This window comes from Kriegella aquimaris (assembly GCF_900103215.1).
Taxonomy (GTDB): Bacteria; Bacteroidota; Bacteroidia; order Flavobacteriales; family Flavobacteriaceae; genus Kriegella; species Kriegella aquimaris.
Map to the genome: position 1 here is coordinate 76,108 of NZ_FNGV01000008.1, position 14,853 is coordinate 90,960.

General features: G+C 39.6%; 17 protein-coding genes. 4 read left to right on the plus strand and 13 right to left on the minus strand.

Annotated features, from left to right (window positions below):
- Window positions 1-99 precede the first annotated feature (99 nt).
- On the minus strand, window positions 100-480 hold the full coding sequence (locus BLS33_RS15540; RefSeq protein ID WP_089891382.1) for a hypothetical protein: 381 nt from the start codon (window positions 478-480) through the stop codon (window positions 100-102).
- A 111-nt stretch (window positions 481-591) separates the two neighbouring features.
- The gene (locus tag BLS33_RS15545; RefSeq protein ID WP_089891386.1) at window positions 592-1,401 is read right to left on the minus strand and encodes an SDR family oxidoreductase; all 810 of its coding nucleotides are present in this window, start codon (window positions 1,399-1,401) and stop codon (window positions 592-594) included.
- 133 nt (window positions 1,402-1,534) lie between these two features.
- Between BLS33_RS15545 and BLS33_RS15550 the strand changes: the two genes are divergently transcribed.
- Window positions 1,535-1,999 (plus strand): CBS domain-containing protein, encoded by a 465-nt coding sequence (locus tag BLS33_RS15550; RefSeq protein WP_089891389.1) that lies wholly within the window; start codon window positions 1,535-1,537, stop codon window positions 1,997-1,999.
- A 114-nt stretch (window positions 2,000-2,113) separates the two neighbouring features.
- Here BLS33_RS15550 and BLS33_RS15555 read toward each other — a convergent pair whose 3' ends face one another.
- The 11 genes from BLS33_RS15555 to BLS33_RS15605 form a co-directional block, all read right to left on the minus strand.
- Window positions 2,114-2,680 carry a DinB family protein gene (locus BLS33_RS15555; protein WP_089891869.1) on the minus strand — a complete coding sequence of 189 codons (567 nt, stop codon included), beginning with the start codon at window positions 2,678-2,680 and terminating at the stop codon, window positions 2,114-2,116.
- A gap of 51 nt (window positions 2,681-2,731) precedes the next feature.
- Window positions 2,732-3,247 (minus strand): Crp/Fnr family transcriptional regulator, encoded by a 516-nt coding sequence (locus tag BLS33_RS15560; RefSeq protein WP_089891873.1) that lies wholly within the window; start codon window positions 3,245-3,247, stop codon window positions 2,732-2,734.
- A 71-nt stretch (window positions 3,248-3,318) separates the two neighbouring features.
- Entirely contained in the window at window positions 3,319-3,669 is a 351-nt protein-coding gene (locus tag BLS33_RS15565) for a hypothetical protein (protein WP_089891392.1), read from the minus strand.
- Between the two features lies 1 nt (window position 3,670).
- The gene (locus tag BLS33_RS15570; RefSeq protein WP_089891395.1) at window positions 3,671-4,165 is read right to left on the minus strand and encodes a DUF6265 family protein; all 495 of its coding nucleotides are present in this window, start codon (window positions 4,163-4,165) and stop codon (window positions 3,671-3,673) included.
- A 70-nt stretch (window positions 4,166-4,235) separates the two neighbouring features.
- Entirely contained in the window at window positions 4,236-5,339 is a 1,104-nt protein-coding gene (locus BLS33_RS15575; protein WP_089891398.1) for a hypothetical protein, read from the minus strand.
- A 9-nt stretch (window positions 5,340-5,348) separates the two neighbouring features.
- Complete coding sequence (locus BLS33_RS15580; protein ID WP_089891401.1) at window positions 5,349-5,927, minus strand: pentapeptide repeat-containing protein; 579 nt, start codon at window positions 5,925-5,927, stop codon at window positions 5,349-5,351.
- 111 nt (window positions 5,928-6,038) lie between these two features.
- Window positions 6,039-6,926, minus strand: a complete 888-nt coding sequence (locus BLS33_RS15585; RefSeq protein WP_262495082.1) for a cation diffusion facilitator family transporter — start codon at window positions 6,924-6,926, stop codon at window positions 6,039-6,041.
- The gene (locus BLS33_RS15590) at window positions 6,923-7,318 is read right to left on the minus strand and encodes an iron chaperone (RefSeq protein WP_089891404.1); all 396 of its coding nucleotides are present in this window, start codon (window positions 7,316-7,318) and stop codon (window positions 6,923-6,925) included. The genes BLS33_RS15585 and BLS33_RS15590 overlap by 4 nt, the downstream gene beginning before the upstream one ends.
- A gap of 18 nt (window positions 7,319-7,336) precedes the next feature.
- On the minus strand, window positions 7,337-7,621 hold the full coding sequence (locus BLS33_RS15595) for a toxin-antitoxin system YwqK family antitoxin (protein WP_089891407.1): 285 nt from the start codon (window positions 7,619-7,621) through the stop codon (window positions 7,337-7,339).
- A gap of 17 nt (window positions 7,622-7,638) precedes the next feature.
- Window positions 7,639-8,049 (minus strand): SRPBCC family protein, encoded by a 411-nt coding sequence (locus BLS33_RS15600; protein ID WP_176801410.1) that lies wholly within the window; start codon window positions 8,047-8,049, stop codon window positions 7,639-7,641.
- 189 nt (window positions 8,050-8,238) lie between these two features.
- Window positions 8,239-11,535 (minus strand): amidohydrolase family protein, encoded by a 3,297-nt coding sequence (locus tag BLS33_RS15605; protein WP_089891415.1) that lies wholly within the window; start codon window positions 11,533-11,535, stop codon window positions 8,239-8,241.
- A gap of 232 nt (window positions 11,536-11,767) precedes the next feature.
- Here BLS33_RS15605 and BLS33_RS15610 point away from each other — a divergent pair, with 232 nt between their 5' ends.
- The 3 genes from BLS33_RS15610 to BLS33_RS15620 all read left to right on the plus strand — a co-directional run bounded on the left by BLS33_RS15610 (window position 11,768) and on the right by BLS33_RS15620 (window position 14,801).
- Complete coding sequence (locus tag BLS33_RS15610) at window positions 11,768-13,585, plus strand: hypothetical protein (RefSeq protein ID WP_089891418.1); 1,818 nt, start codon at window positions 11,768-11,770, stop codon at window positions 13,583-13,585.
- A gap of 286 nt (window positions 13,586-13,871) precedes the next feature.
- Entirely contained in the window at window positions 13,872-14,204 is a 333-nt protein-coding gene (locus BLS33_RS15615) for a single-stranded DNA-binding protein (protein WP_089891421.1), read from the plus strand.
- A gap of 300 nt (window positions 14,205-14,504) precedes the next feature.
- Window positions 14,505-14,801, plus strand: a complete 297-nt coding sequence (locus BLS33_RS15620) for a GIY-YIG nuclease family protein (protein ID WP_089891424.1) — start codon at window positions 14,505-14,507, stop codon at window positions 14,799-14,801.
- Window positions 14,802-14,853 lie beyond the last annotated feature (52 nt).

Below are 14,853 nucleotides of genomic sequence, written 5' to 3' on the forward strand. Positions count from 1 at the left end.
TTTTGTGCTATTCGTTAATGAAACCGTTAAACCCGTATAAGTCAACAAAAAAGGACGCCGAATGGCATCCTTTAATATGAGTTAATTTAGAATTCTTGATTAAGCTAATCTAAGCGATGCATCTTTGCCTTCGCCCGAATAGGAATGCAATAGGTTCGAGTAAAAGGCTAAACTCTTACTGTCTTTGTCAATACATGTTTTCAAAAAATCAAATAGATTCTTGAATAATAAGTTTACATGCAATGTTGGTACACAAAGGTTTACCTTTTTTGGATCATAATCCTTATCGTCTAAAATGACGTCCATTTCTACTCTTCCCCGATGATAGTCAATCGCAACATCTGCTGCATTGTAGTGATTTTTTAAAATGGCAACATGCAGATTTTTGTACTTCTGGGGAACTTTTTGCTTCGGACAACTTACGGCAACTAAACTTTCAAATTCTGAAAGAATGCGCCTTTTTAAATTAGAATTTTCCATGCAAATAGTTTTAAAATTATGAAATAAAGGTACTTTTTAATCGATGAAATGCCTTTCGTATTAACATGATCGGGCGGTTTTTGTTGTGAAAGTGTGATTTTCTGTGGTGAATCAATCCGTTATTGATGTATTGAATCGAAATCCTTTAACAGTCATTAGATGATTCGATTTTACGTACTTTTCAATTAATGAATTATCGTCGATATAGCTTGGTATTGGGAGGCCCTTTCTTAAGCAGGATGCCGTATAGTATTCTTTTTTGGATGGATGATGTGGGTATACGGCATTGAAGAGTTCGTTCCACCACCCCTCTTTTTCAATTGCTTCGATGATTCGAATACAATCCGTTTGATGAATGAGATTGATAGGTGCCGAACCATTTGAAAGCCCTTTTTTTCCTGAAAGGAAGTTGGCCGGATGTCGGTCATCGCCAATGAGTCCACCAAAACGTATAATCGTCGTCTTTAATTCTTGGTCATTACGAAATAGTGCTTCGCATGCTAAAAGTTGCTTTCCCGAATCGGTGACCGGTTTTGGGATAGTTGCTTCGGTAACTTCTCCCTGAATGTCTCCGTAGACCGAAGTGCTGCTAATAAAAATTATATTCTTAACGGTTGACTTTTTAATCGCTTGATGCAACAATGATATTTTCTGAAAGTAATTTTCTGCATTGTTTCCTCTAAGCTTTGGAGGCACATTTACGACCAAGATGGTTATTTCGGAGAGAAAATCAGCAATGGGACCATCAATTCCGACTTCGGAAAGGCGAATCAAGAAGGGATTAATGGCTTTGTTTTCGAGTTCGACCAATTTATCTTTGGAGGTAGTGGTTCCGTAAACGTGGTACCCACTCTTTACAAAAGACACAGCCAAAGGCAACCCCAACCATCCGCAACCAAGTATCCCGATTCTATTTTTCAAATGTGCTATTTTTCATACAGCGAAATTATAATTTAAAACTATAAAATTCTAATGTGCCAATGTGTTTCGTTAGTTTTATTTAGATAATTCGAAAATATTCATTATATTTAAGATTAACCTAAAATCAAATGATATGGGAATAAAAAGTTTTCAAGGAATACGTAGGACTACGAAGAAGGAATTTGATGCACCTATTTTAGTTGAAGATTATATGACCAAGAAATTGGTGACATTTACACCAGATCAATCTATTTTAGAAGTCATGGAGGCACTCGCCAAGTTTAAAATTTCTGGGGGGCCGGTACTTGATGATAATGGTTTCTTGGTGGGCATTATTTCAGAAGCGGACTGTATGAAACAAATTTCGGAAAGCCGTTACTTCAATCAACCCATTTTAGACAAAAGTGTCGAAAAGTTTATGACTAAGGAGGTAGAGACTATACCTCATGATATTAGCATTTTTGATGCCGCAGGCATCTTTGACAAGCATCACAGAAGAAGATTGCCCGTGATGAAAGATGGTCTACTCGTAGGTCAGATCAGTAGGAAAGATATCGTTATCGCCGCCTTAAAATTAAGCGGACAGAATTATAAGTAAGGCTTGTTTATTTCTAATTAAGCAAATGATGCTCCCACCTAGGGGGCATTTTTATTTTAGGATAAGCCCAAACGACACTTGAAGCCGAATGAATCAGTAAAATTGATAACGTTGTTAAACAAGAGCGCCCAAAGATAGTTGCTCTAGCACTTTGTTCACCTGAACCAGATGTCTTTGATTGTGATAAACAACCACCCTAAACGTATCTCCTAAACGCAATTTGATAAAGTTAGAAATACTGATTGCCGTTTTTGTTTTGCTCAGATTAACTTCTCCAGCGCTATGCAAAAGCTCCAAAAGCTTTTTTTGTTGTGATAAAAACCGGTCAAGACTTTTTATTTCCAAAGAAAAACCATTCGGATTCTTGTCTTTGAAGGTTTTCATTTTGTTGGGCTTTTCTTTTGGAAGCATACTTTTTGCAAAGAAATTTCCTAAAAGACCACTGGTAAAATAAATGGAGGGATACGCATTATTTTTAGCCATCTTTTCTTCTATTTCGGGAAGATAAAAATCCCCGTACATGTTCAGGTGTTCAATGCACTCCAAAATACTCCAAGTGTGAGGGCTGCTTTTATAGTTGAGTTCCTCATTTGATCGTACATATAGCTTTTCGGCTTCCGTCAGGCAATTTTCGGTACGGTTGATTAAATCCGCTAAAAGTTCCTTTGATGCTATCTTCATTATTTTTTTTACAAAGTTGCCCACTTCGGGGGAACTAAACATTGATTGAAATCAAGATTTTATAATACGTGATAGAGTTTCCGGGGCCATTCTCAAATAAGAGGCAATATATTTATGCGGTATTTCTTGAAAAAGCCGCGGACTTCTTTCTAGAACCCTTTTGTATCGTTCTTCGGGAGATGATGTTAATATGTCCCGTTCCCTTTCCATTTGCTGATAAATTAGTTCACCCAGCATAATGCGCCAAAGACTACTGTTTTCAGTGGAACTTTCTATGAAATGAAGAAACGTCGCTTTACCAACTACCTTTAATCTCGTTTTTTTAAGTGCCTGAATGTAGAGGTCAGATGGTCTGTTGGTAATAAACGAATCGAGAGCGGCGATTAGATTATTTTTATAACCCAATCGAATAGTATGCTCTTCTGTTTCATCGATTACAAAAATGCGTAGGCTGCCTTCCACGATAAAATAGATATTGGTATCGATACTATTCCCCACCTTCACATATTCATTTCTGTCCACGGATAACATACCTTCCCATATTCCGAAGTTTTCCATTTTTTCCATAAGTATTTGGGCGGCGTTCATTCTCTTCTAATGGTTATGGATGTTTTGAAAAAGGTAAATGAAAGGATAGTTTATTCGCGTTTCACAATCATGTAATAGTCATTTTCTAAAGGGAGATAACCTAAATCATAAATGAAATAATAAGTCGTTCCTTTTTTGGTGGTGTAAAGATTGGTGATAAAATCAAAATCAAAGCCTTTATCGAGCAGGCGGGTTCGCGTTGTTCTTGTTTTGCCTTCTTTCAACTGGAAACTATCGAGCACGCGGTAATTTTTTCTCAGGCGGTTGTTAATATTGCGAATGAGATTCTTACTGTCTTTGTTGACTTTATTATTATAGGCATTGCGGCAGTAGTCGGAACAATACTTTTTGTCGACCCGACCCATAATTTTCTCCCCGCATTCCAAACATTCTTTTTCCAAATTAAGTCTGCTTTTTATAATTGAATTTCACTTCTTCCTTTGTACCGTCGGCGTGTTCCATGAGTGCATAAATATTGATTTCGGTATCGCTTATACTTTCAAAAGTAAAGCCATCGAAATATGCACGATTACCAGCTATTTTGACGAATTTAAAACTTTGGACTTCGTCTTTTTCTTCCCATCCTTTTAAGTCGCTTCCAAAATGTTTAAGCTCGAAAACCAAGGTTTCACCAACTTGCCGTATATGTCCCAATTCGTAGAATTCCACTGTATTTTCGACAACGAGTTTAAAAGAAAACAGCATTGAATTACCTAAAGGCGGACCCCAAATTTCTTCGGTGATGCCACCGAAAGCCTCACCTTTCCAATGACCTTCCATCCAAGCAATTTCTGATAAATTTGCATTGGCTACCATGCTTCCTTCTTCGTGCACTACAGTATTTTGAGCATGAGCATTTATGCAAATAAGAAAAAATAGGAAGAAATAGCGCTTCATTGCAACGAATTTATAAGCAACAAGTTACAAATTATCCGATTACAAACGGCTAATATAAGAACTGGGAAGTTTAATTTGATGATTGAATGGAATCGATGGAACGGTACAATTTACGCATAACCTCGATTTTGTGGCTGTCTTCGGCAACAGCATTTGTAGTAAACATCATTACCCCGCTTGACCGAGATTCTAGACCGCCTTTTAAAACGGTTGCGAATTCTCTGGCGGAAATGATACGTGGGTCATTATGTGCCTGAACAATTGGCCATACCTTCGGATAGGCATTGTCTTTGATGTTTAACCTGTCGCATAACCAAGCTATGTTTTCGGCCACCCAAGTTGGTTTTCGTTCCATTCTTCCGTGATACACCATTGGAGAAAATACATCAACGGTCTGCTTTAACAAGTCATAATCTAACCCAAGAATACGGCGTCTGGCATTATTGAATTCCTCATCGGTCCATGGGCAATGGTATAGCCCCAGAAGGGCATTGGGTCGTATTTGTTCCATAATGCTTTTCATATCTTCTGCCCAAGAGGCAATCACTTTACATCGCCAATCACGCCATTCTTTTTCTTTGTTTTTGAGTACCCATTGGGCTTTTTCCGAAGTGTTGCCCTCGGGAATTTCAATTTCGAAATCTCTAGCGAATGTCTTTAAACAGCTGTTGGAAAAACAGGTTTCAGGTAGTATGGGTTCTGGTTCTTCGAATTGCGCGTGCCAATGTACGTAGTCCATCCAAACACCATCGAGTTCAAATTCTTTAATCAATTCGCGCAGTTGGTTCATACGGTAGTTTCGAAAACCAGGTTCGGTAGGGCATACGCCCATAAACCAAGAGGCGGCCTTCACTTTTTCACCCAATTCATTTATTGCCCAAGCTTCGGGATGTTCGTCAACATAGTTTTTTCCGTTCAAGGTCGCGAATTCGGCAAATACCAGGGCACCTTCAGATTTGGCACGTTTCACCATCTCGTGGGTCAATGCGCCACTATGCACGAAAATGGAATTGACACCAAGCTCCTTCAGACTATGGCCTTTTTCCCAAAGCGGTTTCGGATTACCATAAACGCCCCTGATTTCAATTGTTTTCGCTATTTTTTGCGCGACAAGAAATGGTGGTGGGCCAAGGTTGATGAGTAGAAGAACTATAACTAAGGTAGTGCGTGACATTTTTAGTATTTATTGTTGTTCTATTACAATATCGTATTTCTGGAGCAGGCCTACAACTTCTGGGGCAGCGAACAAGGCTTTTTTGATACGATTAATTTCAGGGTCCAGACTATAATTGAAGGCCGTTCTAAAATCTGCTCTTTCCAAAAGGCTATGCTGAAAAATAGCACCCTTAAGGTCACATCGGTCAAACTGGCACCCGCTTAAATCGGTTTCTGTAAAGTCGACACCTTCAAGTTTAGAAGCAATAAAACGAGTGTTTTTAATTTTTAATTGATAGAAAGAAGCAAAGTCGAGTATGCAATTTTCGAAAGTGAAAGACATCAGAAAAGAATTGCAGTCTGAAAACTTGACGCCGACCATTTTAGATTCTTTAAACAGACAATCCTTGAAAATGGTATTGGTAAGATTGGTATTACTGAGATTACATGCTATAAATTTACATTCCATGAAATTTTGGTTGGCAAGATCTCCGTCAGCAAAATTACAGCGCTCGAAAATACAGTTTTCATATTCCGCTTTGGTAAGCCGCTGCTTGACGTTATTAAAATCTTTAAAAGTTTTGTCAGCAATAAAGGGGTGTTGCATGTTCTTTTTTTTAAGTCGCTGTTATTTCTCTTTTTAGAATACCGTAGGTATATCAGAAAGAATTTGGAGTAGAATTTTCTCAAATCTAGCGTTTTACATTCTTTTACTGTATTATAAATCGTCTGGTTCGATATGAATCAACACATGACCTAAGCTAGGTATTTCTTTTTTTAGGGCGTCTTGAAGTTTATGGGCCAAGTCGTGCCCTTGTGTTACTGATATTTGTCCGTCGACCATAGCATGAAGGTCGACATGATAGTACATACCAGCCTTGCGTATGTAACATTTTTCAGTGCCTAAAATTCCATCAACCTGAATCGAGATTGCCCTGATTTCATCTATCAGGTCTTCATAGAGGTGCTCATCCATGATTTCGCTGAGGGCGGGCCTGAATATCAAATAACTATTGTACAATATAAAACCCGAAGCTAAAAGAGCGGCCCAGTCGTCTGCCGTTTCGTAACCTTTGCCAAAAAATAGGGCTATGGAGATTCCGATAAATGCCGTTACAGAAGTAATAGCGTCACTTCGATGGTGCCATGCATCTGCTTTTAAGGATGTACTGTTCGTTTCTATTCCCTTTTTAATAACTATTCGATATGATATTTCTTTCCAAATAATAATTGCACCAAGTACCAGCAATGTCCAAGGTTTTGGTATTTTATGGGGTGTTCTTATGTGTTGAATACTTTCATAAGCAATTATTGTAGCCGAGGTAACTAGAAAAGCAACGACTACGAAAGTAATTAAGGGCTCTATTTTTCCATGCCCGTAGGGGTGGTTCTTGTCTGCGGGCCGTTTGGCATATTTTAATCCAAAGAGGACTAATAGCGAGGCGAAAATGTCGGTTGTAGATTCAATGGCGTCGGCAATAAGTGCGTATGAATTTCCGAAAAGGCCGGCCAACCCCTTGACCAAGGCCAACCCCATATTGCCTACAATACTGAAATAGGTTGTGCGAATAGCAATCTGCTCATTGGTCTTTGTTTTCTTTGTCAACTATCTTTAGATTTCTTTTTAGACTGTTTTTTGGCAGTTGCTTTGTCAATGTTCTCGCTAACCCTAAATTTGACGATTTTGGTAATTAATTCTAATGGTATGGGTTTATTAATGGGGAATTGAATAGACCCTTTTCCTGTTTTATAACTTGAAAGCTCTTTGGAAAAAGCTTTGTTTCCTGATGGGAGGGCATAAAACCCGATATGGTTTTTAAATGCGGCAAAATGAACCAAGATACCATGTAATTTAAAGGTGGGCATGGCATAGCTGATGGTTTCTTCCGCTTCCGGTGCCGCTTTTTTGATGGAAGTGCGCACTAGTTCCAAAATTTCCTGTGTTTCTTTTGGGAAATCCTGTACATAGTTATCCACACTACTTTTTGCGTTATTCATGTCATTAAGATAATAGCGTTATGTTGCTTTTTTTACGATTTTACCGTCTTCAAAAACTTCATTGTATTCGATGATATCGTTTTTATCATATCGTACCCATGGGCCGTTTTTTATGTTATTCTTAAAATTGCCCACTTGCCAAAGCTGGCCCGTTTCTCGATAGAATTTCCATTCCCCCTGCATTTTTTCATCTTCGAAAGGACCTCTGGCTTTTAAAGCCCCGTTTTTGAAAAAGTAGGTGAGCATATTATCCATTAACTTATAGGTTTTTTGCCCGTTTGCATATTGTTTTTTGCTTAACATAAATTGGTTTTAGGGCATCAATGCTTTTCCGTATAAACCTTAAAATTATCCAAAATAGCTTGCCATCCAGAACGTTGCATAGCTACGGGATTCTCCGTTTCGGTTTCAAAGGTTTCGACAACTTCTGTTTTGCCTTCTTTCTCGGTAAAGGTAACGACTACCTTTCTATTATCGTCCAGGGTATAGGCAATACGCTTATGGGGTACCACCTCGTCATAGGTTCCTTCGAAGTCAAAACCAAAACTACCGTCTTTGGCTTCCATTCGCGACATAAATTTACCTCCAACCCGAAGATCGTTATCTGCCTTTGTTGTGTGCCAGTCTTCAGAAGCTGTATTCCATTTGACAATATGCTCGGGGCTTGTCCAATAGTCCCAAACTTTATTCAACGAAGATTTGATTGAGGCTTTTATTGTAACCTGTTCCATTTTTTTAATGTTCTGAGAGTCTCTAAATTAAGGCAAAAAAACAATATGACAAATGCCACTAAAGAGATTATAAAACAAGGTAAAATGACGATGTTTTTTTTAACTCTCCGCCCGCAGAGGCAAATACCCCTCTTTCGCAACCTAACTAGGCTACAGGGCAGTAAATAACCGGTGTATTCTTTGATGAGCCTAGTTGTGGCCTAAATCACAACTGCATTTGGGAAGTGTAAAACTTTGTGAAGACTCATGCCATTTAAAAGCAGCGTTGTACCGATTGTTTTCCCACCAGAATTTACTGCGTTCCTTCTCTGTATTCCCAATTTCGTTCATAGTGTCCGTATCAAAAAGACGGCCGTTGACCATGGTATATTTCACGGTTTCGGTATTTCTAATATCATCCAAAGGGTTTTTGTCGAGTACGATCAAATCCGCTAGCTTACCTTCTTTTAACGATCCAATATCGTTGCCCGCTCCAATATATTGGGCGCCGTTAAGGGTGGCGGCACGTAAGGCTTCCATATTGGTCATTCCTCCCTGTTGCAGCATCCATAATTCCCAATGTGCACCAAGACCTTGCAACTGTCCGTGACCACCTAGATTCACTTTCACGCCTGCATTGGCCAAAGCATTTACTGCATTACTGACTAAAATGTGACCATTTTCATATTCTTCGTCAGGCACCATGGTACGATGTCTTGAACGGGCGTCAACTATGGCATGGGGTGTATATTTTAGCAGTTTTTCATTTTCCCAAACCTGATCTTTTTGGTAGAAATAGTACTCGCCGTTCATTCCACCATAATTTACGATAAGTGTAGGGGTATAGCCCGACTTGCTGGTTTTCCATAGTTCTTTGACATCTTTATAGACCGGTGCTACAGGAATATTATGTTCGATACCGGTATGGCCATCCATAATCATACTCATGTTGGCGAAGAAGGTAGAACCTCCTTCGGGAACCACGTTCATTTCCATTTCCCTTGCCGCTTGTAAAATCTGCTGGCGTTGTTCGCGACGGGGCTGGTTATAGCTTTTTACCGATTTGGCACCAAAAGCTTTTGTTCTTTTGATTGAAGAACGGGCGTCGTCCAAATTGTTTACGACTGCCTTGAAATCCCCATCGGCACCATAGAGAATAAACCCGGTGGAATAAACGCGCGGCCCGACCATATCACCGCTTTTGACCAATTCGGACATTGTAAACACCGTTTCGGTATTGGCGGATGGATCATGTGCCGTTGTGACTCCAAAAGCCAGATTGGCGTATAATGGCCAATGCTTTTGTGTGGTGAGCCCGTATCGAAACGCACCTAAATGGGCATGGGCATCTACAATGCCGGGCATAATGGTCTTTCCTTTAACATCATAGACTTTAGCATCTTTTGGAATCGAAACCGATGAGGATGAACCTATTTTAACGATTCGGTTGCCATTGATGACTATGGTACCATCTTCGATGACCTCGTCACCTTCCATAGTAATCATACGTGCATTGGTAAAAGCGATAATTCCTTTAGGAATATCGGTAGTAATCTTCAAATTTATTTTGATGCCTGTGCTATCAGGCTTGACTACTTTTTCCGGGGAGCCGGGCAAGAAGGTAAAACGGTCTTTGATATTGTTGGTAAAGTACTCGTCGCCTAATGTCCAATGTACTTTGTTACTGTCTTTTGACCAATGGATGTTGATGCCTGCGTCTTTTGCGATTTGCGATACCGGTACTGATTTCGATTTGTCGTCAAGGTCAATTTCGGTTCCGTTCAAGACCAAGGGCGCAATATAGGCTTTGTGCAAATGGGTGAAGGCGATCCACTGGTTATTAGGGCTGGGTACGAGCCGATTGGCATACTTAGATTTGATATGGGTTCTATTATCTTTTCCGTTAAGGTCTACGGAAACCAGCGTTTTGGTCAAATTGCCAAAATAGGTGCCTCCGGTCTGATAAAATATACGTTTGCCATCTTGAGTAAAAGAGGGATATTCCCCCGTCTTGGAAATCAATTTAATATCGCTTCCTGTCGATGTCATCGTATAAATACCGGGGTTCTTGGTGAAAGTCGTTCCTTGGTCGTTGTTGCCGTCTTCCTTTCGATATATAATTAGGGTTTGCGAAGGGTTATAGGCTGGCGTTCTGTAAATTCCTTTGGTAGTGGTCAGCTTTTTGGGTGTTCCTCCAGTAGCGGGTACCGAATGAATGCTTCCTAAATTTTCGTCGTTCCAACTTACATAAATAATTTGTTTTCCGTCGGGAGAGAAATTGGGTTCAAATTCAAAATCGGTGGCCTGTGTCAAGCGCTTAGGTTTGCCATTGGGCAGTTTTTTGGTCCAAAGGTGCCCTAGTGCACTAAAAATAAGGTTTTTTCCATCTGGGGAGGTCACCGCATGCCGAATCATTTTAGACGTAAATGTTTCCGGGGCAACCGGACTTTCAAAATGAAGGGTTTCCGCTATTTTGATTTCAGCATCGACGGTAAAAGGTATGGGCGTAACCTTGAGGGTCTCAATATCTATTTTATGTATTTTTCCTCCAGACCAAAAAACTAATTCCTTATTGTTAGGCATCCAATTGTAATTGGCGTACACCCCAAAAATAGCCCAAGCTTCTTGTTGGTCTTTGTTCAGGTGGTCATAAATGGGCCATTCTTCCCCAGTTTCCAGATCATGTAGGTAAAGCACCGTTTTGGTACGTACCCGCTTGACAAAAGCCAGTTTTTTGCCATCGGGAGATACCTGTGGCCTCGCGGCGCCTCCAGGGCCTCCGGTAATCGTCGTGGTTTCGCCCGTTTCGAAATCGTATCTTTTGATGGCATAGATTTGTTTGTTGGGGTCTTTGTTGTATTGAAACGAACCTCCGGGATAGACGTCTTCGCTATAGTAAAGATATTTGCCGTCTGGGGAAATGTTGGGTTCATTGACATCTTGCTGGTCGTTCTTTCTTTTGGTCAATTGCAGTCCGGTTCCACCGCTGATATGGTATTGCCACATTTCGCCAGCACCCAAAGATCGCCCCGAAGTAAAATGTTTACGTGCCACAAGGTAATTGCCGTCGGGCATCCAGGTGGCGTTGTTCAATAATCGAAAGTCTTCTTTGGTAAGCTGTCTGGGATCGCTGCCGTTGGCATTCATCACCCAAATATTGTCGCCTCCACCGGCGTCGCTTGTAAACGAGATATGCTTTCCATCGGGACTAAAACGAGGTTGCACCTCAAAAGGAATTCCAGTACGGAGCGGAGTTGCCTTACCACCTGAAATGGGAAGCGTATAAATATCGCCCAAAAGGTCAAAAACCAACGTTTTTCCATCAGGACTCACATCTAGGTTTATCCAAGTGCCCTCATCGGTCGTGAACGTATGGTCTTTATAGTTAAAGTTGCCTTGGGGGGCAGCGACATCCCATTTGTCTTCTTTTTTATCTTTTTGGTCTTCTTGGGCGGAGAGTTGAAACGCAATCAAAAATAGCGTTGCAAAAACTAAAATTCTTGTCATTGATCGTCTTATTTGGAAAAAATCAAAGATACTGAAATCTTGGGAGTGTACCGTTAAACATGAATATATGTGGGCGTCTCCATTAACTGTGGCTATCAAATCGGTCTATGATTAAACCGGAATTATGTTTTTGAATCTTGGGCGATAAAAGATATAAAGTATGATTTTTATCAGCTTTTAACTTCGATGAATTTACAATCTTTGGAGTTTAATTATTTTTTAAAATACACTCATGGTAGTACCTAAAAAAGCACATAGTTTTCATATTCCTGTAATGGGTTTAGCCTATACCGTAGATAGTCCGATTCGTGTCGCTCAATATGGAATTTCGTCCGTAATTTCTATTGTTGATGATGAACTTTTAGAAAGAATGAATGCATTTTACAGTGAGAAATTCGGTTTGAAATATCAAGAGATTTCAAAGAAAGCCGAAGATTATCGCGCCAAACGTATCACTGCTTACTTAAACTTAGTCGATACGCTCGTGAAAGATAAGTTCGAAAGATTTAAAACAGAATTATCGGAAAGCAAGTCTGCCCTTGAAAACTTTATAGCGATTCTTCCCAATAAATCCAGTTTAAAAGAAGGCCTTTTGAGTTTGTTGGAAGAAGGTATGTTGTTTAAGGAAAATATCAAAAAGTATATAGATTCACAGCTGGTTGCCGGAGATATCGATGTGAATATCATGACCAAAATTGACAAAGATAATTTCAATAAAAACGAACAACTACCAGTAGCATTTAATGATGCGCACGCGGCACTCCGAGGCTTCGCCAATAGCAACCTCGAATCTTCTGTAGTGCTTTCGGCAGGGATGAACCCAAGATTGTATAGCTATTTCGAAAATTTCAAAGATTTTTTCCCCGATGCAAAAGGCCAATTGAAAAAGAGAATCACTTTAAAGGTCAGCGATTTTCGTTCGGCGATCATTCAAGGAAAGTTTTTAGCTAAAAAAGGCCTTTGGGTTTCCGAGTACCGCATAGAATCGGGTTTGAATTGTGGTGGTCACGCCTTTGCTACCGAGGGCAATTTGTTAGGTCCTATTTTGGAAGAATTCAAAAACAAAAAACACGAATTGCTACAAGACACGCACACGGTTTTAAAAAAGGCCCTACAAGATAAAGAACTGTTTGTTCCTGAAGAACCATTACCTATTAATATTACCGTACAAGGTGGTGTAGGTACGGCAGCTGAACACAATTTTTTAATGGACACCTACGAAGTGGATTCCGTAGGTTGGGGAACTCCTTTCTTATTAGTACCTGAGGCCACATCAGTGGATGAAAAAACACGGACTTTGTTGGCGAATGCTAAAGAAGCGGATTTGTATTTAAGTGATATTTCACCTCTGGGAGTTCCTTTTAATACCATTAAGGGCTCGTCCAATGATTTTTATAAACAAAGCCGAATAAAAAGTTATAAGGCGGGAAGCTCTTGCCCCAAAAAGTTTCTGGCATTGAGTAAAGAGTTTGGTCCTGAAGGTATTTGTACCGCATCAAAAAAGTATCAAGATATAAAGCTGAACGAGCTTGAAGCTAAAAAAGAAACGATGTCTTACAGCAATTATGAAGCGACTAAAACGAAAATTACAGAAAAATCATGCCTTTGCGTTGGGCTCGCCAATGCCTCATATATTGAAAATGATATGCGCATCAAAGGGCAACAGCAAGGTGTTGTTATTTGCCCAGGACCCAACTTGGCTTATTTTGATAAAAAAGTGTCATTATCTCAAATGGTTCAACATATCTACGGAAATACTTCTGTTCTTGCCGAAGCGAATAGACCGAATATGTTCGTTAAAGAATTGAAAATGTATATCGATTATTTACAAAATGACATCGCTAGTTTTACAGATCAAATAACGGCTAAGCACATTAAAAAATGGACATCCTTTAAAAACAATTTATTGGAAGGCATAGCCTACTATGAAAATCTATTTGATAATACGGTCAATTCGAATACTAAGAATATTCAAGTTGAATTTAGAGGTTATAAGAAGGCGTTAAAGGCCGTTGCCATTCCTGTTTTGCCCATGGTCATGTCCAATTGAAGGGCAAATCTACAGCTCTATTTAAAGAGGGGGATGCGACAACTTAGTCAAAAATGTAGTATCCGGTTTAAAAATACAATTTCTCTTTGATGTTTCTAGTTCCCATATTTAGGGGCATCAAGCCATTTTTAAACGACTACAAACGTTTACAAACGAAAGTAATTATTTCCGAACCGAATCTTTTTTGATGTCCGTTTTATGTTTGCAGTGTCGAATTAATATTGGGTTCGTCTCAGTATTACAGCCGTTCGATAGTATTAACTGTTTAACATTAAAACCTTTTATTATGAATGCACTTAGAAACAAAGTACAGTTGATTGGACACTTGGGTAACGACCCAGAAATCGTAAACTTGGATGGAGGCAACAAGCTCGCCAAATTTTCAATCGCCACCAGCGAAAGCTATAAAAATGCGAAGGGCGAAAAAGTAGAAGACACCCAATGGCATAATGTAGTTGCCTGGGGTAAGACCGCGGATATTGTCGAGAACTTTTTAATCAAAGGCAAGCAGGTCGCTGTTGAGGGTAAATTGACGCACCGTTCGTATGAAACCAAAGAGGGTGAAAAACGCTATATAACCGAAGTCCGCTGCAACGAACTTTTGATGTTGGGGAAGTAGTATTTCCACAAACCTGATAAAGCAATCCCATGTTCTGTATTTATGCGGTCATGGGATTGCTTGGTTTTTATAAAGTTGTCTCTTTACAAAGAAATTGTGGCGAAGTGATAAATCTATATGAGACACAAATTCAACGGATTGCTTCACTGCGCTCGCAATGGCGTTTTTGCGAGGGGCCGTACGTATTGTTTCTGAGGTTTGCAACTTGAGACGACAAAGCAAACTGTTGAGGTCGGAGACAAATTCAACGGATTGCTTCACTTCGTTCGCAATGGCGTCATGGAACTTTAAAACAACAAGATGAAAAAATCATTCGTTTACTTAATAACCAATAAGAATAACACCGTAATCTATTGTGGGGTAACAAGTAATTTGGTTAAAAGGGTTTATCAACATAAAACGAAATATTATAAAGGTTTTACTGCCAGATATAACTGTGGGAAACTTGTATATTTTGAGGAATATAATAGCATTGTTCAAGCCATAGCCAGAGAAAAGCAACTAAAGGCAGGTAATAGAAAACGAAAGGAACTTTTGATTCAGTCTATAAACCCACATTGGAAAGATTTATCTGAGGGTTGGGTGTTTGCAATGTAATGAGGTAAGCTTTTAAATTAGAGAGGTAAATTCAACAGATTGCCGCGCTGCG

Excerpts from the sequence above, each read along its gene's own strand:
- BLS33_RS15590 (WP_089891404.1), bottom strand. The coding sequence starts at position 7,318 with ATGAATAACGCAAAAAGTAGTGTGGATAACTATGTACAGGATTTCCCA.
- BLS33_RS15600 (WP_176801410.1), bottom strand. The coding sequence starts at position 8,049 with ATGGAACAGGTTACAATAAAAGCCTCAATCAAATCTTCGTTGAATAAA.
- BLS33_RS15605 (WP_089891415.1), bottom strand. The coding sequence starts at position 11,535 with ATGACAAGAATTTTAGTTTTTGCAACGCTATTTTTGATTGCGTTTCAA.
- BLS33_RS15560 (WP_089891873.1), bottom strand. The coding sequence starts at position 3,247 with ATGGAAAAAATGGAAAACTTCGGAATATGGGAAGGTATGTTATCCGTG.
- BLS33_RS15595 (WP_089891407.1), bottom strand. The coding sequence starts at position 7,621 with ATGTTAAGCAAAAAACAATATGCAAACGGGCAAAAAACCTATAAGTTA.
- BLS33_RS15580 (WP_089891401.1), bottom strand. The coding sequence starts at position 5,927 with ATGCAACACCCCTTTATTGCTGACAAAACTTTTAAAGATTTTAATAAC.
- BLS33_RS15550 (WP_089891389.1), top strand. The coding sequence starts at position 1,535 with ATGGGAATAAAAAGTTTTCAAGGAATACGTAGGACTACGAAGAAGGAA.
- BLS33_RS15610 (WP_089891418.1), top strand. The coding sequence starts at position 11,768 with ATGGTAGTACCTAAAAAAGCACATAGTTTTCATATTCCTGTAATGGGT.
- BLS33_RS15620 (WP_089891424.1), top strand. The coding sequence starts at position 14,505 with ATGAAAAAATCATTCGTTTACTTAATAACCAATAAGAATAACACCGTA.
- BLS33_RS15570 (WP_089891395.1), bottom strand. The coding sequence starts at position 4,165 with ATGAAGCGCTATTTCTTCCTATTTTTTCTTATTTGCATAAATGCTCAT.
- BLS33_RS15540 (WP_089891382.1), bottom strand. The coding sequence starts at position 480 with ATGGAAAATTCTAATTTAAAAAGGCGCATTCTTTCAGAATTTGAAAGT.
- BLS33_RS15615 (WP_089891421.1), top strand. The coding sequence starts at position 13,872 with ATGAATGCACTTAGAAACAAAGTACAGTTGATTGGACACTTGGGTAAC.
- BLS33_RS15555 (WP_089891869.1), bottom strand. The coding sequence starts at position 2,680 with ATGAAGATAGCATCAAAGGAACTTTTAGCGGATTTAATCAACCGTACC.
- BLS33_RS15575 (WP_089891398.1), bottom strand. The coding sequence starts at position 5,339 with ATGTCACGCACTACCTTAGTTATAGTTCTTCTACTCATCAACCTTGGC.